Origin of the sequence: Brucella pituitosa (assembly GCF_003049685.1) — a bacterium.
GTDB lineage: Bacteria > Pseudomonadota > Alphaproteobacteria > Rhizobiales > Rhizobiaceae > Brucella > Brucella pituitosa.
This window is the reverse complement of record NZ_PYSY02000002.1, coordinates 1,201,252-1,222,958: the sequence shown is the minus strand read 5'-3', so window position 1 is coordinate 1,222,958 and position 21,707 is coordinate 1,201,252. Positions and strand designations below refer to the sequence as shown.

Genomic DNA, 21,707 nt, shown 5'->3' with positions numbered 1-21,707 from the left:
AGCCGACGCTAAAAGAACCCTTGTCTGATCAGGTTTGTCCTGTATCAGAGTCTATTCGGAAGTTCAGATGCGAATCCAGTTACCCGGTGTGGGATAAATTGGTAAGGTTTGATCTGGAGAGCGTGCGGGTCTGGGTTGATGACAACCGCGCGGGATGAGGGACAACTACAGAAGAGTGACATTCATGTCTGTTCGGTTTAATCGGCTGATACTGGCCTTTACGACTGCGTTCTGCCTTGCGACATCATTTAGCGCTCATGCCGCTGAAACAAGACAAATCGAGACCACGCAGGATGCCGATTATTTCGGCTTTGATCTGAGAACCGAGAAAAATGTCTCGCTTGAGCAATGCAAAAGCATCTGCCTTGGCGATAATTCCTGTCTGGCCTTCACCTATAACCCGAAGGTCAAATGGTGCTTTCTGAAAGCCGATTTCAACAAGCTCAATGAATCTGTCGGTTCCATTGCCGGCAAGGTTGTGACGGAAGCGAAAGCCGCCAAGGGCAAAGATCTTGGTGCGGCACCCGCAATCTCGTTCTTTTCTGCCAATCTGATTGATGAAGCCCGTCGTCTGAAGCGCGAAATCAATGGCCTTGAAAGTTCCGACAGCCTGCGTACCTTGCGAAATGAAGCCGGTGCGGCGGGCCTGAATGGCGATCCGCGCACGGCGATGGAAAAGTTCCGTCTCGCTTCCAGCATGTCGCCGGATGAGAGCGAACTCTGGACCGGATATGCGCTTTCGGCGCTTGCAACTGAACCATCCAACGGTCAGGAACGCGCAAAGTTCCAGCGTGATGCGACGTCTGCCTCGTGGTTTGCCTATCAGGCTTCACGCACCAAGGAAGAGCGCGCGGAAGCGCTTGCCGTCATGGCGCAGGCACTGGAAAAGCGCGATGCATCGCGCCCGGCCTTGCAGGCCTATGAAGCGAGCCTTGATCTCGTTAATTCCGCATCGGTTCGTGCTGCCTATGAAGATCTGAAAGCCCGCAAAGGCTTCCGCATCGTCAACAACACCGTTGATAATGACAATGCCGCCCCGCGGATCTGCGCGCAGTTCTCGGAAGAGCTGGTGAAAAGCGGTGTCGATTATTCGAGCTTCGTTACACTCGATAATGGTGCGCCAAAAGCTGTTGACGCCAAGGATCGCCAGATTTGTGTCGAAGGTCTGGAGCATGGCCGCAATTATACAGTGACGTTCCGTCAGGGCCTGCCATCAGCTGTTGGCGAAGTGCTGCCAGCGCCGGTCAATCTTTCGATCTATGTGCAGGATCGTGCGCCATCCGTGCGCTTTACCGGCGACAGCTTTGTGCTGCCTGCCAAGGCACGTCGCGGCATTCCGCTGGTCAGCGTCAATCTCGATGCAGCGAAAGTTAAGCTTTACCGCGTTGGCGACCGTTCGCTGGCACAGCTCCTTTCCGGCTACCAGTTCCTGCGCCAGCTCGACAGCTACGACATCAGCACGGTTTCCGAACAGATGGGGTCGCCTGTCTGGGAAGGTGAGATCGAGGTTGCAGGCAATGAGCTGAACAAGGAAGCGACAACCAGTTTCCCGGTCGATGAAGCGCTGTCGGAACGTAAACCCGGCGTCTATGTGCTGACCGCCGAGCCGCTGGTCAAGAAGTCCGATGATGAATATGGCACCAAGGCAACGCAGTGGTTTGTCGTTTCCGACATCGGCCTTTCAACTTATACCGGACAGGACGGGATTAATGTGTTTGCCCGTTCGCTGGAAAGCGCAGAACCGCTTAAAGGTGTGAAGCTGACCCTGCTTGCACGTAATAATGAAGTGCTGGGCGAAGCGACCACCGACAGCGATGGCCGGGCGACGTTCACGCCGGGACTGACACGCGGCACAGACGGCATGGTGCCAGCGGTGCTGATGGCAAGTCAGCATGATGAGGATTTCACATTCCTCGATATGGCGCGCGCTGGTTTTGATCTTTCCGATCGTGGTGTGACGGGCCGTGCCGTCCCGAAAGCACTTGATCTTTATGCATGGACCGAGCGCGGTATCTATCGTGCGGGCGAAGTTGTGCATGTGGGTGCGCTGGCGCGTGATGATAGTGCCAACGCAATTGAAGATCTGCCACTGACATTCATCTTTTCGCGCCCCGATGGTGTGGAAGATCGCCGTCTTGTTTCCGACAGCAAGCTGGCTGGTGGTCATGCCATCGACCTGACATTGCCAACCAACGCCATGCGTGGCACATGGTCTGTGTCGATCTATACCGATCCCAAGCAGCCAGCTATTGCCACGCAGATGTTTCTGGTTGAAGATTTTGTGCCGGACCGGATCGAGTTCGATCTGACGTCTGACAAACCAGAAATTGCTGTGGGTGAAACCGCCAATATCACCGTGGATGGTCGTTTCCTCTATGGTGCGCCTGCTGCGGGTCTCGCTCTTGAAGGCGAAGTCACGCTTTCAACCAAACGCCAGTGGGACCGCTTTGCTGGCTATTATTTCGGCCTCACGGATGAGCAACAGGGTGAAGCCTCGCGCCTTCCGCTTGATGGTCTTTCGAAGGTCGATGACAACGGCAAGGCGAGTTTTCCGCTTGCTGTCGATGAAATGCCGTCGACGACACGTCTCGTAAACGCAGCCGTGACCGTTCGTATGCGGGAAACTGGCGGTCGCGCGGTTGAACGCACCATCAATGTTGCCGTGCAGCCGGAAACTGACATGATCGGCATTCGTCCCGATTTCTCCGGCGGTGAGGTTCCGCAGGGTGGGACGGCTAAGTTCAGTGTAATCGCATCTGATAGCAAGGGTGATCGCAAGGCGCTCGACGGCGCACAATGGTCGCTGGTCAAGATCGAGCGTAATTATCAGTGGTATCGCAGCGGCAACAGCTGGAACTACGAGCCGGTGACGTTCACCAAGGCTGTTTCCAACGGCAAGATTGATCTCAAAACCGATAGCGAAGCTGAAATCAGCCTGCCGGTTGATTGGGGTCGTTATCGTCTGGAAATCGAAACGGCTGATGCCTCGGGTCCGACCACAAGCTACGAATTCGACGCGGGCTGGTATGTGAGCTCCACTTCGACCGAAACACCGGACGGGCTGGAAATCGCGCTCGACAAGGAACATTATGCGGCGGGTGATACGGCTGAACTGAAAATATCCCCACGTTTTGCCGGTGAGTTGCTCATCACCATCGGTGCAGAAAAGCTGCTCCAGACCATCACGGCCAGTGTGCCGGAAGGTGGCACGACCATCGATATTCCGGTTGGTGAGGATTGGGGTGCTGGTGCCTATGTCACGGCAACGTTGTTCCGTCCGGGCGAGGCGATTGAAAGCCGTATGCCTGCGCGTGCGATTGGTCTTAAATGGCTGAAGGTTGACCCTGCCGACAAGCAGCTTGCAGTCAAGCTTACCCCGCCTGAAAAGATCGCACCGCGTTCCACGCTTTCCATCCCTGTTTCGGTTGAAAATGCGGGTGGCGAGCAGGCCTATGTCATGGTTGCGGCGGTCGATGTCGGCATTCTCAACCTGACCCGCTATCAGCCGCCGAACCCTGAAGACTGGTTCTTCGGCCAGCGTCAGCTGGGCCTTGAAATGCGCGATATGTACGGTCGCCTGATCGATGGTTCGCTCGGTGTCACCGGCAAGCTGCGCACAGGTGGCGACGGTGGCAATATGGCAGCCGAAGGCAGCCCGCCCACCGAAAAACTGGTTGCGCTGTTCTCCGGTCCTGTGGAACTCGACAGCGACGGCAAGGCTACAATCACCTTCGACGTACCGCAGTTCAACGGTACCGCGCGCGTCATGGCGGTTGCATGGACCAAGAAGGCTGTCGGTCATGCGGTTACGGATGTCATCATCCGCGATCCTGTGGTCATCACCGCTGGTCTGCCACGCTTCATGGCCCCTGGCGATCAGGCCAATATCCGCTTCGATATTGCCAATACGGATGCACCGGACGGTGACTATCGTGTGAGCCTTGAGACCACCGATAATCTTGGCGTCGAAGTTGGCTCTTATCCAGAAAGCATTGCACTTACAGGTGGCAAACGGCAGTCGATCACCGTGCCGCTGAATGCAGTGGCGACAGGTGCCGGTGGTGTGACGATCCGGCTTTCCAACGATGCGGGCCTCAATGTTGAACAGGCCTTGGCATTGCCGGTGCGTCCGGTCGATCTGCCGGTCACGAGCCGTCATGTCGTCAATCTCGGAGCCAATGGCGGAAGCCTGAAAGTCGACGGCGGCCTTCTGTCGGAAAGCCTGCTTGATGGTGCTTTTGTCAGCGTTGGTGTGACGCGAAGTGCTGCATTTGATGTGCCAGCGCTTTTGATGGCGCTCGACCGCTATCCTTATGGTTGCACAGAGCAGACCACCAGCCGAGCACTGCCGCTGCTTTATTTGAGCGAAATGGCTGCAGGTACGGAAGCGGCAGCGGGTCTGGAAAGTCAGGAAGAACTTAAGAAGCGCGTACAGGATTCCATCTTCCGCGTGCTCAACAACCAGTCTTCAAGCGGGTCGTTTGGCCTCTGGTCGCCGGGGTCGGGTGATCTCTGGATGGACGCCTATGTGACCGACTTCCTCACGCGTGCCCGTGAAAAGGGTTATGACGTTCCGCAGCAGGCGATGCTTTCGGCTCTTGCAAATCTGCAGAATGCGCTCGGCTATACCACCGACGTCAAGGAACGTGGCAACGACATCGCATATGCGATCTATGTTCTGGCACGCAACAAGAAGGCTTCCGTTGGCGATCTGCGCTACTTTGCCGATACCCAGCTCGAAAACTTCGCAAGCCCGATGGCCGTGGCCCAGCTGGGCGCAGCGCTCGCGCTTTATGGTGATCAGCCGCGTTCGGAACGAGTGTTCAATGCGTCGCTCCAGCTTGCAACCAGCCAGTCCAGCTTCGACTATAATCGTTCTGACTATGGTTCGCCTCTGCGCGATGGAGCGGCCATGCTGGCGCTTGCAGCTGAAACCAAGCCTGCGCCGAAAGTGCTTCCCGCCCTCGTTACGCTGGTCGAGTTTCAGCGTGAAAAGGCACGTTATTTGAGCACGCAGGATCAGGCATGGATGTTGCTTGCAGCACGCGGGCTTCAGGATGACAATGGCGCAATCAGCCTCGACATCAATGGCACTATGCACGAAGGCGTTTTCTCTGAACGTCTCAATGGTGCAGCACTTGAAGCGCAGCCTTTAGTCGTCACCAATAAGGGCAAGGGTTCGGTCGATGCTGTGGTAACAGCGGTTGCATCGCCTGCGCAGTCGCTGCCTGCGGGTGGAGAAGGTTTCAATATCGAGCGCACTTATTATACGCTTGATGGTGAGCCGGCCAATGTCACCGGGGTCAATCAGAATGAACGCTATGTGGTTGTTCTGAAAATCGATGATTTGCAGCAATGGCAGTCGCGCTTGCTGGTGACTGATCTCTTGCCAGCCGGTTTTGAGATCGACAATCCGGGCCTTGTTTCCAGCGCTGATCTTGGCAATTTCTCATGGCTCGAAAGCACGCAAGCGGCCCATCTCGAATTCCGCAATGATCGTTTTGTGGCCGCTTTCGACCGCTTTGCAGGCGAGAAGAAGCCGATCACACTCGCTTATGTGGTGCGTGCGGTGACGCCGGGGCTTTATACGCATCCGGCAGCAACGGTTGAGGACATGTATCGTCCGCAATTTGCAGCGCGCACGGCGACAGGCATGATGGAGGTGGCGGCACCGTAAGCCATGATCCCGAAAAGTGGGAGCCGGTTTTCGGAGAAGATCATGGCTAAACAAATGAAAAGGCGTTGGAAAATAGCGATTGGCGGAGCCGCATTCTGTGGCATCGCCGCACTCGGAACCGTGGTCGGGCTTGACTGGCTCGACCGCACCTATCCTCCGCCTTTGCCGGAACGGTTGACCATTTCCACAGAAGTCATGGATCGCGATGGCGCTTTGCTGCGTGCCTATGCAACGCCGGACGGCTATTGGCGTTTAAATACCCGCATCGAAGATGTCGATCCGAAATTTGTGAAAATGCTGATCGCCTATGAGGACAAGCGTTTCTACGAGCATGGCGGCATTGATTTCACAGCACTTCTTCGGGCCGCTTATCAGCTTGCAGGGAGTGGTCGTATTGTGTCCGGTGGCTCAACGCTATCCATGCAGCTTGCCCGCCTGATCGAGCCGCGCGAAAGCCGTAGTTTTGGCTCCAAGTTCCGGCAGCTGGCACGCGCAATCCAGATCGAACGGCGCTTAAGCAAGTTTGAAATTCTCGAACGCTATCTGACACTCGCGCCCTATGGCGGCAATCTGGAAGGTGTGCGGTCGGCATCACTTGCCTATTTTGGCAAGGAGCCGTTGCGCCTCACCACATCGGAAGCAGCGCTTCTTGTGGCTCTGCCGCAATTGCCTGAACGCCGCCGCCCGGATCGCGAGATGAAGAACGCGGTTGCCGCGCGGGATCGTGTGTTGAAACGCATGGTTTCGTCTGATGTGTTCACGACCGAGGAAGCCGAGCGTGCATCGCGTGAGCGCATATCCGCTACGCGTCATCCTCTGCCCGCATTGGCTGCCCACTTTGCTGATCTCGCATTGAAGCAGGCACCGACCGAGGCCCGGCATCACCTGACGCTTAAAAAATCGGTGCAGGCTGGGCTTGAAGTTGTGGCACGCGAAGCTGCCGCCAAGCTTGGGCCAAAAGTCTCTGTGGCAATCGTGCTGGCCGACAGTCGCAACGGCAATGTCTTAGGTGAAGTCGGCTCCGCTGATTATTTCGATGGTAAGCGGCAGGGCTGGATCGACATGACCCGCGCCGTGCGTTCGCCCGGCTCCACGCTCAAGCCCTTCATCTATGGGCTGGCCTTCGAGCAGGGACTGATTGCGCAGGAAACCATCATCGAGGACCGTCCGCAGGATTTTGCAGGCTATCGTCCGCGCAATTTCGATATGAGCTATCAGGGCGATGTCAGCATCCGTCAGGCGCTGCAAATGTCGCTGAATGTGCCGACCATCAGCCTGCTTGATGCTGTCGGCCCTGCACGGCTCACCACGCGCATTCGTCAGGCGGCGGTCAATCTGCAACTGCCGAAAGGCGAAGCGCCGGGCCTTGCCATCGGCCTTGGTGGCGCGGGCATCAGCCTGCGCGATCTGGTGCAGCTTTATACAGGCCTTGCCAATGGCGGTCGCGGTGCAGCGCTGCGTGACGGCACGGAAGGCTCTGAGCCTGTGCAGCCGACGGCTCCTATTCTCACCGAGCAGGCATCGTGGCAGATTGGTGATATTCTGGCCGGTGTTGTGCCACCGCAGGGTGCTAAACGCCTCGGCCTCGCTTACAAGACCGGCACGTCCTATGGTTATCGCGATGCCTGGTCGGTCGGCTATGACGGTCGTTATGTGCTGGGTGTCTGGGTCGGGCGTGCCGATGGTGGCTCGGTGCCGGGACTTGCGGGCTATGTTTCGGCGGCTCCAATCCTGTTTGAAGCCTTTGTACGTTCGGGGGTTGTGTCAGTGCCGCTGCCGCGTGCGCCTGCTGGCGCGTTTCGCACGGCACGCGCCGATCTTCCGGTGACGCAGATACGCTTTTCGTCTGCAAGCGATCCTCTGCCGGTTCTCAAAGCCACGATTGAGCCCGCACCGCGTATCGTGTTTCCACCCGATGGCGCACATGTCGAACTGAAAGCCCTGACCGATAATGCCTCGCCGCTGGTGCTGAAATTGCAGGGCGGGCGCGCACCGTTTCGCTGGCTTGCCAATGGCAAACCAATTTCAGAACCCAATCGCCGTCGCACGGCCACGTGGCTGCCGGATGGGACAGGCTATTCCACACTGACCGTTGTTGATGCAGGCGGACGTGCAGCCAGCGTGAAGGTTTTTATTGAATGAAGGCATTTTATCTGGAGGTTGTAATGCGGTTTCGTCCATATCTCGCAGCATTTGCACTGTCTTTACCTGTGTTTTCGCTAACTGCTCCGGCACAGGCTGTCAGCGCTCAGGCAGAGGTTCATGCAGGCGCAACATCATGCGCGTTCAGTGCATGGACGAACAGTGAAAAACCCTCAATTGAAATACGTGAGACGCCATCTGCCGATGCCAAACTTTTGGGTCATATACCGACCGGCTCCAAAGTCGGAGAAGCGGAATATGCCTACAGCATCGGCTTTGACGTGCTCGAAGCCAAAGATGGCTGGCTGAAGATCGCCAATGCGAGCGACGCCTATAATGAAGAGAGCGACGACTATGTTCCGCGTGAGGTCTACAAGGGCGAAGGCTGGATCAAATCGGACGAAGCAAAAGTTGGAATTCAGTCGGCGCGTGGTTTTCTGAAGCCTGATCCTCAGAGCGAGCGGCTCCTCGATATCGGCAGCGACTGGCTGACGGAAATGGGCCGGATCAACAATATCCTCGCCTGCAATGAGGACTGGGTTCTGTTGGATTACACGGTGCTGCGCAAGCGTATGGCGGGTGAAGAACTTGTCGAACTTGCCAGCGATGAGCAACTCACCGGACGCGCCTGGTTCAGAGGTCTGTGTTCAAATGCAGAAACGACCTGCGATATGAAATCGGTCGATCAGTAATTTCAGGTATTTGATATGAATTTGAAACACTCCGCTCTGCGCCTTTCCGTATTGGCTGCTCTCTGTGCTTTGTCGGTGCCGGCATGGGCCATTGATTGCAGTAAGGCACAAACGCCAAGCGAAAAGCTGATCTGCTCCAGCAAATTGCTCCAGAAAGCAGATAGCAGGCTGAATAAGACCTACTCGGCAACGCTCAAATCCGCGCCCGACGAGGAAATCCGCGCTATGCTGGTGGCAAGCCAGAAGCGCTGGATTGCAGCACGTGACAAGGCGCTGGACGGCCTCATTGGCGAACCCGATAGCGTGCCGGATGGTAAAAGTGCGGAGCAGATTGCCGACAGCATGATTGCCGAACGCACAGCGCAGCTTGGGGAAAAGGGCAAGATGAGCCTCATTGAAGTGGCACGCACCCAGCGGGCTTTCCTTCAGCAGTTCAGTAGCGGTGACTATGCGGGCTATGAGACATCCTGCGATATGCTGCCGCCTGACCAGACCTATAATTGCTTTCCAACGCGCCATTATCAGAATGGTGATCGTGTGTGCAGTGTCGATGAATATTGGGCGACCAATACCGGTTACACCAAGCGCTTTATTGCCAATATCGTTGATGGCAAACCTACGCTGATTGCGAGTTGCTCATTCAATGGTGATGACAACACTTGTCCAACGACAAGCGGAGAAGGGCAGAGCTGGAATGTGAAGCCGGAAGCGCAGCCCACACTCTATAGTTCAAAACCTGAGCTGAAGCTTGACGGCGAAGTCATCGATAACGACGACTATAACTGGCTCAAAACTTGTCTGACGGACAAGAGCTTTCCGCTTGCTGATCCGACCCGCTCGGGCACCGTCGATTAGAGCATAATCCCACCGGAGTGAAACGAGGATCGATAAGATTATGCTTTAAATAAACGCGCTCTAAAGCCTGCGGTTTTTCGTATTTGTGTATGGCTTACGCCATGGCATGGAAGTTTGCCACAACCGACGCTATGTTCGGCGGTAATTGCAATCGTGGAGAATTCCATTGAAGATTTTCATTTTCGGCAGTGTGAACGTGGATGTCAGCGCCAGAATGGCAGCACTGCCGCGTCCCGGCCAGACACTCAATGCGTCGGGCTATGGCATTGGCCTTGGCGGCAAGGGCGCCAATCAGGCGGTAGCTGTAGCAAAGCTTGGCGGCGACATTCGCTTTGTCGGTGCGGTCGGTAACGATGCTTTCGGCGAACTGGCTGTCAAAGAGATGCAGCAGTTTGGGCTCAATACCGACGGTGTCCGCATGATTGATGGGGTCGATACCGGTATTGCTATCATTCAGGTCGAAGAAGCAGGGCAGAACACGATTGTTGTTTGTGCAGGTGCCAATGCACATTGGTCGGCTTCCGATATTGATGCCTATGCGTCTGATATCGCCAAGGCAAAGATCACGCTGTTGCAGCGCGAAGTCCCACATGAAGCCAATTTGGCTGTTGCAAAGGCTGTGAAAGCCGCTGGTGGCACCGTGCTGCTCGATCCCGCACCTGTGGGTGATGCAAGCCGCATGGCCGACCTGATTTCCTTGAGCGAGATCATTTCGCCCAACGAAACGGAAGCCGCTGAAATTACTGGCATTGAACCCACCGATATTGCATCGGCAGAAGCTGCTGCGCGCAAGCTTCTCGAACGTGGCCCGAAGATCGTGATCGTCAAGCTTGGCGGGCGCGGCTCATTGCTTGTCACTGCCGACGAGGTCAAGCACTTCGAACCGTTCAAGGTGAAGGTGGTCGATACGGTTGCTGCCGGAGACAGTTTCAACGGCGGTTTTGCCGTTGCTTATTCGCAAGGCCAGTCGCTGCATGATTGTGTGCGCTTTGCGTCTGCTTCCGGTGCGATTGCTGTTACCCGTGTTGGTGCTGGTTCAGCTGCGCCAACGGCTCAGGAAGTGGCGCAACTTTTGGGCAAAAACTAGAGCAGATCAATATTGAAAAGCCGCGCTGGTTCTGCCAGCGCGGCTTTTTGCTTATGATCAGTTCGCATGCCATTCTCCCAAAAACACAACCCACTTTTGGGAGACATGTTTTACAGCGTTGCGAGACGCTCTGTGAGCAGCGCGAAGAAACCATCCGCATCAACATCCTTGATGAAGAGTGCGTTCTTTGGACGGTCGGTCACTTCCCACCAATCGACGACTGTTTCACCAATGGTCAGTTCCGAATTGATCTCGATTTCCACGTTGCAGTGACGGCCCGAGTAAAGTTCAGGCTTCAGCAGATAGGCAATGACGTTCGGATCATGCAGCGGGCCGCCATCGGTGCCGTATTTTGCTTCATCATAGCGTTCGAAGAATTCAAGCCATGCTGCAACCACTTCGCCGACATGCGTGCCGATGCCGCGAATAGCTGCGATGCGCTTCTCGGTCGTCAGTACCTTGTGCGTGACATCGAGCGGCATCATGGTGATCTGGATGCCGGATTTGAAGACAACCGAGGCGGCGTGCGGATCGACATAGATGTTGAATTCTGCTGATGGTGTGATGTTACCACCCTCGAAATAACCGCCGCCCATCAGCACGATTTCCTTGACGCGCTCAGCGATCTTCGGCTCGCGGATCAGTGCGGAGGCGATATTTGTAAGAGGGCCAAGCGGGCAGAGCGTAACGGTGTCAGCTTCTTCCTTCATCAGCGTTTCGATAATGAAATCAACGCCATGCTGCGCCTGAAGCGGCATGGTTGGCTGTGGCAGATCATAGCCATCAAGGCCAGTTTTGCCGTGGACGTTTTCAGCCGTTACGAGCGGCCGCACCAGCGGACGGATCGAGCCAGCAAAGACTTTTGTGTCCGGCTTTTTCGCAACTTCACAGATGGTGCGGGTATTGATTTCAGTGCGGGCCAGCGGGCCGTTGCCAGCAACGGCGGTGATGCCGAGAATGTCGAGCTCAGGGCTTGCGAGTGCCAGAAGAATGGCGACTGCATCGTCCTGACCGGGATCGGTATCGATAATGATTTTACGGGCCATGATGGTTTCCTGATGAGGGGATTTAGAGAGCGTTGCGCGCGGCACTGACCGTCTGGTCGACAAGCGCTTTGAAGGAGATTTTCGCCGGACGGCGCATATAGGTGACGATATCGTCGGCAAGGAGCGGCTTTGACCAGCGTTCTGCGATGATGCCGGGGCCGTGCTGGATGGCGATCATGCTTAGAATCTGAGCTGCATTGCAGTCGACATCGTGGCCGATACCGCAGACGATTTCGAGCGTTCGGTCGAAATCACCTTCGCCAAACCACAGTGCAACGACCTGTGCGGCGGCGTTTGGCGTAACGTGAATCCAGTTATATTCGGCATATTCTGCATCGCATTTTGCCCATGTATCCTGCCAGTTGGCAGCCGTATGGCAGGCATCAAGCGCGAAAGCGAGAACCGCACCATATTCCGTTTCAGTCGAGAAAAGCTCTGCGGTTGAGACCAGCAATTCGCGCGTGTCTTTGATCGCAAAGGCGCGTGCGGCCATGACGGCATTGAAAACTTCACCCAAAATTCCGTTTCCGGCGTGCGAAATTTCCGCATCCATCCAGGCAAGGCGGGCAGCTTCACGCGCACGTCCCGGCACAACCATGCCGCAGATTGTGCCGCGCATCTGAGCGCCGATCCATTCGTCGAAGGGATTGTCAGATGTGCCGGTTTCCGGCGCTGTAAGCCCACGACGCATATTGGAAAGGGCGATTGCCTCCGCAGACCAGCCAAGCGGGATGAGCGAGGTCCAGCGCTCGGCAATGTCGGCACTGGTAACGGCAAAACCCTTGTCGCCAAAGGCTTCCAGAAAGGCGATCTCGAAGGTGATGTCGTCATTATAGGTGTTGGGCTCGCGCACATAATCGCGGATTGGACCGAAAACCTCCATGATGTTCTCAGCCGTATAGCCCTCAAGTGCCGTGCCAGCGGCAGCCCCTACGAGCTGGGCCATCCACGCGGCCGAAGTGCGCTCGCGGAAATCGTCGGAACCAAGATCATAAGCCGCATCTTCCGGCCATTTGACCGTTGCGTCAAACGCGTCCCACGACGCAAAACGCATAGTCTTTTGCGATGGGTGGTTCGGGTCCGGCTTTGCTGCACGCATCAGGATACGCAAGCGCATATCGATGCGATAAAGCGTTTCAAAATCAGAGCGCTCCAGTGCTGCAAGCCCGTCGCGCAGAAGTTCTGCATAGGGTGCCAGCACATAGCCCTTGTTTTCAAGCGATTGCAGCGCGCCAGCCATCAGACATTCAGGTGCCGCTGAACCCGGCACATTGCTTTTCCAGAACATGGCCATGAGATCGTCCTGCGCCTTCATGACGGCGCTTGCGTCCCATGTCTGCTCTTCCGCGGTGCGTATGACAGGTTTGGTGTCGCGCAACAGATCGCGTGTAAGCTCCCAGGCTTTCATGTTTTTCTCATTCTTATGCATGTCAGGATTTCTTCAATTGCTTGGCGCGTCGCTGTCTTCTGGCGGCGTGCACCGTCAGCACGACGACCGGGACGAGATAAGGGATCATCTGCATCAGCTCGAACGGTAGTCCAAGACTCTGCAGCGTAATGGCGAGGGATTCTGCTGCGGCCAGCACAAGGCTTGCGGCCAGTGTCCCCCACGCAGTTCCCTGTCCCATGACTTCCGCTGCAATGGCAATGAAGCCGCGACCGGCCGTCATGTTCTGGCCGAACCATGTGACATAGCCGAGCGAAAGATAAGCACCCGCAGCACCACCAAATATGCCCGAAAGCACCAGCGCCTGCATTTGCACACGCTTGACGTGAATGCCTGCCGCGCGTGCGGATTTGGGATCAACGCCCGTTGCACGCACATGAAGGCCGAATCGCGTCCGCATCATCATGAGGCTAACAGCAGGCACAGCGAGCAACGCTGCAAAGCTTAAGATATGGATATTACCGATATAAGGTATGGCAAAGCTTGGCAGTGCACCGCTTTTCAACGCGCCTGACATGCCCTTGTCGCCGGTGGCAAGAAAAAGCCCCAGCGTGGTGCCTGCTGCTGCCGCAATGTTGAGCGCGATACCGGTCATGATGAGGTCAGTACCGAGACGGTTGACCGACAATGACATCAGCCAGCCAAGGAACGCCCCCACAATAAGAGCTGCGAGCAGGCCGATGGCAGGACTTCCCGTTGCAGCACTTGCGAGAACTGCAATCAATGCTGCAATCAGCATCATGCCTTCCATGCCGATATTGAGCACGCCCGCGCGGTCGGAGATCATCACGCCCAATGCCGCCAACAAAAGAGGCGTGGCGACACGCAGGATTGTTGCGATGAAGGAAGGATCGAGAATTTGTGCAAGAACGGCGCTCATGACTGTTCTCCTTCCCGGTTTCGCAAGTTTCGGATCAGACGCAGCACAGTTGGATGATTGTGAATGACGCTGGCCGTCGCACCGACCATGATAGCGGCGGTCACAAGGCCCACAACTTCGGTCGGAATATTCATGTTCCGTGCCAGAAGATCGCCACCCACCTGAACAAAGCCCAGGAACAAAGCCGCCGGAACGATCAGGAACGGGTTTTCGCGTGCGAGAATTGCAACGACCAGGCCAGTCCAGCCATAGCCGGGCAGATCGAGCCATGCGAAACGATTGTGCAGGCCCAGAACTTCGAGCGCGCCAGCCATGCCTGCCACGAGACCGCCGATGATCTGCGCACGCATGACAATGCCTTTGAGCGGCAAGCCAAGATGGTTGGCGAGGCCGGGGCTGGACCCTGCAATACGGATATTGAGGCCCGAGCGCGTCCAGTAGAGCCAGATGCCGCCCGCAATACAGGCGATGATCGCAATGATCGACCCGCTATTGAGGCGCGTACCTGCCAGAAGCCGCTCGAGCTTTGCATCAGCCGGAATGCGCATTGACATCATACCGCCCGCAGCCGGATCACGGATGACATAGTTGAGCACGAACAGGCCTAGAAACAGGAAGGCATAGTTCAGAACCAGCGATGTCACCATTTCGGATGCACCAAAGCGCAGGCGCAGAGCCGCTGGAATCGTGCAGGCAAAGCTGCCCGCAACCGCGCCGCACAAAATGGCGACAGGCAATGAGAACCAGCCGAGCGAAGGCAGCAGAACAGCACCCGCAACCGCACCCAGACCACCAAGATAAAAGCCGCTTTCTGCGCCGAGATTAAACAGGCCGGAGCGGAACAGAATGGTGATGGCAAGACCCGTGAGCATGATCGGCGTTGCAGCTTCCACCACATTGCCCATATGGCGAATGCTGCCGAAGGGACCGAGGAAGAAGGTTCTGAGAACGCCCGCCGGATTATCCTGCATCAATGCCAGTGGCACCAGCAGAACCGCCATGATGACGCCGATCACAAGCACGGTCAGAAAGAAGGGAATAAGATAGGATATAAATCTACGCATCAGGCAGCATTCCTCGTGCCGAGCATGTAAGGACCAAGGACTGCTGGTGTGATTTCAGGGCCGTTTTTGAGAACGGCGACGATACGACCATTGAAGAGCACGACGATACGGTCACTGAGCCGCAGCAATTCATCGAGGTCGGCGCTGACAAGCAGCACGGCACAGCCACCTTGCGCGACCTCATCGATACGACGATGCAGAAAGGCCGCCGCCGAAACGTCGATGCCGCGCGTGGGCTGGTCGGCGATCAGGAATTTCGGATTGGTGGCGAGTTCCCGTGCAGCGATGAGCTTTTGGGCATTGCCACCCGATAAGGAATCGAGCCGTTCGGTGATTGCACCTGCGCGTACCGAATATTGTTTGATCATGCCGCTGACGCGGGCCTTGATCGCATTCCAGCGTAGGAAAGGGCCCCAATAGATTGGAGCACCGGCGGTCTTATTGTCGCGACCCGTTCCGGCGATTGCATTTTCTGCCAGAGAAAGACCGGGCGCGCCGCCTTGTGAAAAGCGATCGGCAGGCAGACAGGCCAGGCCTTTTTTGCGCCAGCTTGCGGTTTTGGCAGCAAGCATGTCTGCGCCATTCAGACGAACAGTTCCGCTGCTTGCTTCCATAAGACCGGACAGGACTGAGACAAGGCCGCGTTGGCCGCTGCCATCGACACCGGCAACACCGAGGATTTCGCCCGCACCGATTGTCAGGCTTACATCGCGGATGCGATCAGCGGGATCGAGCGCCTCAATGGTAACGCCCTGCATTTCGAGGACCGTTTCCGTCGGACCCTGCTTATGGGCGCGCTCAGGAATATCGACGGCGTGACCCATGACCATCTGCATGATGGCATCGTCCGGCACGTCGGCGAGCTTTTCGGTGCCGGTGACCATGCCTGCACGCAACACGGTGACGCTTTCAGCAAGTTCGCGCACTTCGTTGAGCTTGTGCGAAATGAAGAGAATGGTGATGCCTTCGTCGCGCAGCGCTTTCAGCCTGCGCATCAGCTCTTCGATTTCCGGTGGCGAGAGAACCGCGGTCGGTTCGTCAAGTATCAGGAGGCGGGTACGGCGCGACAGCGCCTTGAGAATCTCGATCTTCTGTTGTGCCGCAACGGACAGCGTACCCGTGATCGCGTCCGGGTCGGCATGCAGATCATAATGCTGCATCAGCTCTTCGACCATTTTACGTGCACTGACACGGTCGATAAAACCGCTCTTCACCGGCTCATGACCGAGGATGATGTTTTCAGTGACAGTCAGTGTCGGCACGAGCGAGAAATGCTGGTGCACCATGCCGATACCCTTGGCGCTCGCGTCTTCCGGCGACCATGAAGTGATCGTCTGGCCGTCGATGACGATTTCGCCTGCCGTGGCATTCTCAATGCCGAAGAGGATTTTCATGAGTGTGGATTTACCAGCGCCGTTTTCGCCGCAAATGGCGTGGATGGAGCCTGCGCGGATCGAGAACGACACATCGCGTAAAGCCTGCGTACCGTTCGGATAGACCTTGCTCACATCGCGGAAAGCGACGATTGGGCGGAAGGCGACGATTGCATCGCCGCCTTCATTGTTTTCAGCTTGTTTTTCCACGATCAGGGACGAACCTTGTTGCGGATCGCGTTGAGATCCTCGGTGCTCATGCCGAATGCGGTTGGAACCGTGATCTTGCCTTCGGAAATCTCATCGGAAGCCTTCTTGATGGCATCCTTCATTTCCTGCGTGGCCATCGAAGCCATATTGCCGTCCTGTACGATGCCGACAGCACCTTCCTTCAGGCCGAGCGCTTCGGCTTTGCCGAATGGCAGATTGCCTTCCTTGAAGCGGTCATAGGCCTGCAAAAGACTGACATCGACGTTCTTCAGAACGGAGCTGACAACCTGCTTGGCCATCGCTGGATCGCTATCCTTGAAGATGCCTTCCTGATCGGAATCGACACCCAGAACATATTTGCCGGTTTCCTTCGCTGCTGAAAGCTGGCCAAGGCCGGTCTGCGAGGCAACGACGAAGCCGAGTGCTACATCAGAGCGATATTGTGCGAGGCCAAGTTCCTTGCCCTTTGCCGCATCCATGAAGGAGCCCGCATAGGAAATAGCGATTTTTACGTCCGGCGAGATTGCCTGAGTACCCGCGACATAGCCGACGAGGAAGTCGTTGATGACAGGGATATCCATGCCACCGAGGAAGCCGAGGTTTTTGCCGGTGTCGCCAAGCTTGCCTTCCTTGAGCAGTGAAGCCGCCAGCATGCCGCCGAGATAGGAACCTTCGTTCTGCTTGTACTGGATGGAATAGACGTTGTCGTAGCCGCCTTCTTCATAAGGCACACTTGCATCGTAGAGGACGTATTTCTTGTCGGGATATTGCTGCGCAACGGAGCCGACAGTTTCCGACATCTGATAGGTGCCGCCGATGATCAGATCCCAGTCCTGTTCGGACGCATCGAGGAAAACCGGTTCCCACTTGGTCGGATCATCGCCGATTTCCAAAATCTTGGTCTCGACGTCGTCGCCATACTTGTCCTTGATCATCTTCATGCCATTGGCAGCAGAATCGAAGAAGGATTTATCGCCGAGCGCGCCATTGATGATGAGCAGGATTTTATCCTGAGCTTGCGCTGCCGTGGTGGCAACGGTGCCCATCGCTGTCGAAGCAGCGAGAGCGAGCGCAAGATGAAACATTCCCCGTCTGGTGAACTTGAACACAACAGAACTCCATTTTTACATCGATATAGAGATGGAATTTCTGCTTTGGGCTTATCGCCTCTTTCTACAGATCCCCCACACTTGCCCGATCAAACGACGGCGCATGGTGCAAGTCAATCTCCAATTTCGGGGGCTGCTGTGGACAAGGTAAGGGTATTGCGTCGAAATCTGTTAAAGCTTTCGATTATTTCACAAGCGCCTGGCTTGGGTGACGCAGAGTGGGATCAAAAGGGTTGAGTTTCTCGGTGATAATGGCCGCTTCCTTGCGCAAAAGGTCGGTAATCGTATGCTGACGTTTTTCTGTTAATCGTGAGGCCAGCGTGCCGATACTGAGCGCTGCGACCGCTTCGCCACTACGATTGAGCACCGGAACACCCAGTCCTGACATGCCGTCGATCATGTTGAAATTATAGGTGGCAGCACCTGTGCGGCGCACATCTTCGATCATGATACGCAGATCCACCTCATCGACAGTGGCCTTGTCGAGAATGCGCGGCATGTTGAAACGTATGATCGCCTCACGTTCTTCTTCCGGCAGGAAGGATAGGATGGCAAGACTGCCCTGACCGATGCCGAGTGGAACTTTGCCACCGATGTCGCCGGTAAAGGAGCGGATCGGAAACGGACCTTCCACGCGGTCGAGGCACACCGCATCGAAATTGCTGCGCACCAGCAAAAAGACCGTATCGTTGAACGTGGTTGAAAGCCGTAGGAGTGACGGGCGCGCAATACTCAATATGCCGTCGCGCTGCCGTGCCTGTGCGGCCATGGCGAAAAAGTCCAGCGACAGGCGATAGGCTTTTTTATCGGGAAGCTGCTCTACAAGGTTCTCGACAATCAGCGTCTTCAGCAGGCGATGGGTGGATGGCTGGCTCAATTCGAGATCCCGCGCCAGATCGATGAGGCGGACGCCGTCTTCCGTGCTTGCGGCCAGACCTTTCAAAATATGAATTGCCTTCACCAGACTTGAGTTAAGCGAGGCGCTGGATTTCGTATTCTCTGATATATCATCCATAAAATTGCTTCCGAATTCTGTATTTTGAAATAAATACATAATTTATTCCGAAATTGAAAATTATAATTTGTAATCGTTCAAAATTTTCTGCCATTTGAAATTGTCGCCAATGGGAAGGTCAGGCAAGGCATGGAATGAATGCTGAGCGGATCGGTGGTATTTGCATCAGACCTGGGGAACGCTGCGGCTGCACAGACAGCCGGACGGTCATGCGTTCAAACAATCAGGTCCGATAAGCGCTCAGATGCGCGATCAAGCCGCTCCCCTCAGCCAGTCCTATGAAGAGGCGACGTGAACCAACATCGCGGCGCTTCCGTTCCTTCACTTGGACTGGCGGAAGTCTTGCTGAGAGGGAGACGCAATGAGCTTTTTGACCCTTTCCGATATTTCCCGTTACTACGGCAAGTTTGCAGCCGTTGATAACTTCAATCTGCAGATTGAAAAGGGAGAGTTCATCTCGCTTCTCGGCCCTTCGGGCTGCGGCAAGACCACAACTTTGCAGATGATTGCCGGTCTTGTGCCACCAACATCGGGCGCGATCACCCTGGATGGACGCGATATCACGCGGCTGGCCCCGGCCAAGCGCGAATTGGGTGTCGTGTTTCAGAGCTATGCGCTGTTTCCACATATGACGGTTGCGCAAAATGTGAGCTTCGGCCTTGAAATGCGCAAAGTGCCAAAGGCAGAGCGCGAAAAGCGTGTTCGCGACGTGCTGGAACTGGTGCGTCTGAGTGCACTGGCCGAACGCTACCCGCGTGAAATGTCGGGCGGTCAGCGTCAGCGCGTCGCCATTGCACGCGCGCTGGTCATCAACCCGCCGGTACTTTTGCTCGATGAACCTCTGTCAAATCTTGATGCGCAGCTGCGTGAAGAAATGCAGTTTGAGCTGCGCCGCATTCAGCGCACAGTTGGCATTACGACCATTATGGTCACGCATGATCAGGCGGAAGCGCTGTCGATCAGCGACCGCATCGTGGTGATGGAAAAGGGCCTGATCACGCAGGTTGATGCGCCTTATAAGCTCTATGAGCATCCGCATAACCACTTCATTTCTAACTTCGTTGGCAAGTCGAACTTCCTGAAGGCGCAAGCCGATGGCGAGCATATTACGCTGGCCGATACGCAAATCCGTTTCCCTGCAAAAGATGCGTCCGCTTCTGGCGAAGTGTCGGTGTTTATCCGCCCGGAAAAAGTGCATCTGGTGGATGCCGATGAAGGCCATGTCAGCGGCGAAGTCACCACGCGCTATTTCATGGGCGCACAGTGGCTGCTTGGCGTTCTGACCCCTGCCGGTATGCTGTCTGTGGCCTTGCCAAACCTTGGCAACCCGCCGCCGATTGAAGGCAGCAAAGTTGGCCTCAAGTGGAACCATGAAGATTGCCGCATCCTGAACAAGGGAGCGCACTGATCATGAGTGCCGTTTCGCAGACAGGTTCCGGGGAAACGAAAGAACGGCGTAATTGGATGCCGGTTTTTCTGACAGGCCCATCCACTCTGATGTTCTTCGCGCTGGTGCTTCTGCCACTGGCACTCACCGTCATGCTGTCGTTCAACAGCTACAGCTATGACAAGGGCATCGAAGCCGTCTATACGATCACCAACTATACGCAGGTGCTTCAGGATCCCTATTACCTGAACATCTTCTGGCGTACCTTGCGGCTTGCGCTGATTACGACTGTGATTGCCGTGATTATCGGCGTGCCGGAAGCCTATATTCTTTCGAATATGCGCGCGCCGTGGCGTTCGATTTTCCTGCTGGTCATTATCGGCCCGCTTCTGGTTTCGGTTGTCGTACGCACATTCGGCTGGAGCATGCTTTTAGGCCGCAACGGGCTTGTGAACAGCGTGCTGGAGTTTGTCGGCCTGCCAGCGCAGCAAATCCTTTATACCGAAACGGCTATCGTGATCGGCCTGGTGCATATCATGCTGCCTTTCATGGTGATCCCTGTCTGGACGGTGCTGCAAAAGCTCGATCCGACGGTTGAGGCAGCAGCCCTTACGCTTGGCGCATCGCGCTTCACAGCGCTGCGCCGCGTGGTGTTCCCACAGGCAGTTCTCGGCATTCTGTCGGGAAGTCTGATCGTCTTCGCACTCTCTGCAAGTTCGTTTGCGATCCCGGGTCTGTTGGGTGGCCGTCGTCTCAAGATGGCAGCAACGGTCGTCTATGACGAATTCCTGATTGAGCTCAACTGGCCGCTCGGTGCTGCCATTGCGATCATCGTTCTCGTCGCCAATCTCATTATCATGATTGCCTATAATCGCATGCTCGAAGGGCAAGCGAGAAGGAAGCTGGGGTAACCGCCATGACAAAGAACGGTCCTTTCGCACTCTTCTTTCACACGCTGGTCGTTATCTTCATGCTGGCACCGATGGTTGTGGTCTGTCTTGTCGCCTTCACGCCGGAAAACACGCTGTCGATGCCATGGAATGGCTTGTCGTTGCGCTGGTTCTATGCCGTATTCGCGCATAACGACTTCATGACGTCGTTCTCAAACTCGCTGAAGCTCGCAATCTTTTCGGCGACGATTTCGACGCTGCTTGCAGTGCCATCAGGCCTTGCGATTGCGCAGTATAATTTCCGTGGCCGCGATGCGCTTAATGCGCTGTTTCTGTCGCCGCTGATCATCCCGCATCTGGTGCTTGGCGTCGCGTTTCTGCGTCTCTTCTCGCTGATGGGCCTGACCGGCTCGTTTGCGTGGCTGGTTGCAACTCACGTGATCGTTGTCACGCCTTATGCGCTGCGCCTTATTCTGGCGTCGCTCAGCAGCATGGATCGCAATGCGGAAAACGCAGCCCGCACCTTGGGTGCTGGTGAATGGACAGTGTTCCGCCGCGTGACGCTGCCGTTGCTTCTGCCGGGATTGTCGGGCGGCTGGCTGCTTGCTTTCATCAATTCGTTTGATGAGCTGACCATGTCGATCTTTGTCACTTCGCCGTCCACGGTCACGCTGCCGGTTCGCATGTATATGTATGCAAGCGAATCCATCGATCCGATGATGGCTGCGGTGTCTGCGCTGATGATCCTTGTGGCTACTGTCACGATGGTAATTATCGACCGTCTGTTTGGTCTCGACCGTGTCCTTGTGGGCAAGGGTTGATAGGGGCATACA

General features: G+C 55.9%; 15 protein-coding genes. 8 read left to right on the top strand and 7 right to left on the bottom strand.

What is annotated here, in order from left to right; translation table 11 throughout:
- Positions 1–184: 184 nt before the first annotated feature.
- From C9380_RS18050 to rbsK, 5 genes are all read left to right on the top strand, one after another.
- Positions 185–5,677, top strand: coding sequence for an alpha-2-macroglobulin family protein (locus C9380_RS18050; RefSeq protein WP_128094201.1), 5,493 nt, complete (start codon positions 185–187; stop codon positions 5,675–5,677).
- A 42-nt stretch (positions 5,678–5,719) separates the two neighbouring features.
- Positions 5,720–7,819 carry a penicillin-binding protein 1C gene (pbpC, locus tag C9380_RS18045; protein ID WP_128094200.1) on the top strand — a complete coding sequence of 700 codons (2,100 nt, stop codon included), beginning with the start codon at positions 5,720–5,722 and terminating at the stop codon, positions 7,817–7,819.
- A gap of 23 nt (positions 7,820–7,842) precedes the next feature.
- Complete coding sequence (locus tag C9380_RS18040; protein ID WP_128094199.1) at positions 7,843–8,511, top strand: hypothetical protein; 669 nt, start codon at positions 7,843–7,845, stop codon at positions 8,509–8,511.
- 15 nt (positions 8,512–8,526) lie between these two features.
- Positions 8,527–9,366 carry a lysozyme inhibitor LprI family protein gene (locus tag C9380_RS18035; protein WP_128094198.1) on the top strand — a complete coding sequence of 280 codons (840 nt, stop codon included), beginning with the start codon at positions 8,527–8,529 and terminating at the stop codon, positions 9,364–9,366.
- Positions 9,367–9,580: 214 nt separating this feature from the next.
- Positions 9,581–10,453, top strand: a complete 873-nt coding sequence (gene rbsK / locus C9380_RS18030) for a ribokinase (RefSeq protein WP_235822421.1) — start codon at positions 9,581–9,583, stop codon at positions 10,451–10,453.
- 110 nt (positions 10,454–10,563) lie between these two features.
- Here rbsK and C9380_RS18025 read toward each other — a convergent pair whose 3' ends face one another.
- The 7 genes from C9380_RS18025 to C9380_RS17995 form a co-directional block, all read right to left on the bottom strand.
- Positions 10,564–11,499 carry a nucleoside hydrolase gene (locus tag C9380_RS18025; protein WP_128094197.1) on the bottom strand — a complete coding sequence of 312 codons (936 nt, stop codon included), beginning with the start codon at positions 11,497–11,499 and terminating at the stop codon, positions 10,564–10,566.
- Between the two features lie 22 nt (positions 11,500–11,521).
- Positions 11,522–12,907 carry an ADP-ribosylglycohydrolase family protein gene (locus tag C9380_RS18020; protein WP_247877590.1) on the bottom strand — a complete coding sequence of 462 codons (1,386 nt, stop codon included), beginning with the start codon at positions 12,905–12,907 and terminating at the stop codon, positions 11,522–11,524.
- Between the two features lie 22 nt (positions 12,908–12,929).
- On the bottom strand, positions 12,930–13,826 hold the full coding sequence (locus C9380_RS18015) for an ABC transporter permease (protein WP_105534823.1): 897 nt from the start codon (positions 13,824–13,826) through the stop codon (positions 12,930–12,932).
- Positions 13,823–14,890, bottom strand: coding sequence for an ABC transporter permease (locus C9380_RS18010; protein WP_024896964.1), 1,068 nt, complete (start codon positions 14,888–14,890; stop codon positions 13,823–13,825). The genes C9380_RS18015 and C9380_RS18010 overlap by 4 nt, the downstream gene beginning before the upstream one ends.
- Positions 14,890–16,473 (bottom strand): ABC transporter ATP-binding protein, encoded by a 1,584-nt coding sequence (locus C9380_RS18005; protein ID WP_128094195.1) that lies wholly within the window; start codon positions 16,471–16,473, stop codon positions 14,890–14,892. The genes C9380_RS18010 and C9380_RS18005 overlap by 1 nt, the downstream gene beginning before the upstream one ends.
- 2 nt (positions 16,474–16,475) lie before the next feature.
- Entirely contained in the window at positions 16,476–17,582 is a 1,107-nt protein-coding gene (locus C9380_RS18000; RefSeq protein ID WP_024896962.1) for a BMP family ABC transporter substrate-binding protein, read from the bottom strand.
- A 184-nt stretch (positions 17,583–17,766) separates the two neighbouring features.
- Positions 17,767–18,597 carry an IclR family transcriptional regulator gene (locus tag C9380_RS17995; RefSeq protein WP_100558055.1) on the bottom strand — a complete coding sequence of 277 codons (831 nt, stop codon included), beginning with the start codon at positions 18,595–18,597 and terminating at the stop codon, positions 17,767–17,769.
- 361 nt (positions 18,598–18,958) lie between these two features.
- On the opposite strand from C9380_RS17995, the gene C9380_RS17990 reads away from it, so the two are divergent.
- From C9380_RS17990 to C9380_RS17980, 3 genes are read left to right on the top strand one after another with little or no spacing between them, the layout of a single operon-like run.
- A complete protein-coding gene (locus tag C9380_RS17990; protein WP_128094194.1) occupies positions 18,959–20,005 on the top strand; it encodes an ABC transporter ATP-binding protein in 1,047 nt (348 codons plus the stop codon).
- Positions 20,006–20,007: 2 nt separating this feature from the next.
- Complete coding sequence (locus tag C9380_RS17985; RefSeq protein WP_105534821.1) at positions 20,008–20,895, top strand: ABC transporter permease; 888 nt, start codon at positions 20,008–20,010, stop codon at positions 20,893–20,895.
- Positions 20,896–20,900: 5 nt separating this feature from the next.
- The gene (locus C9380_RS17980) at positions 20,901–21,695 is read left to right on the top strand and encodes an ABC transporter permease (RefSeq protein ID WP_100557566.1); all 795 of its coding nucleotides are present in this window, start codon (positions 20,901–20,903) and stop codon (positions 21,693–21,695) included.
- The last annotated feature ends 12 nt before the right edge of the window (positions 21,696–21,707 follow it).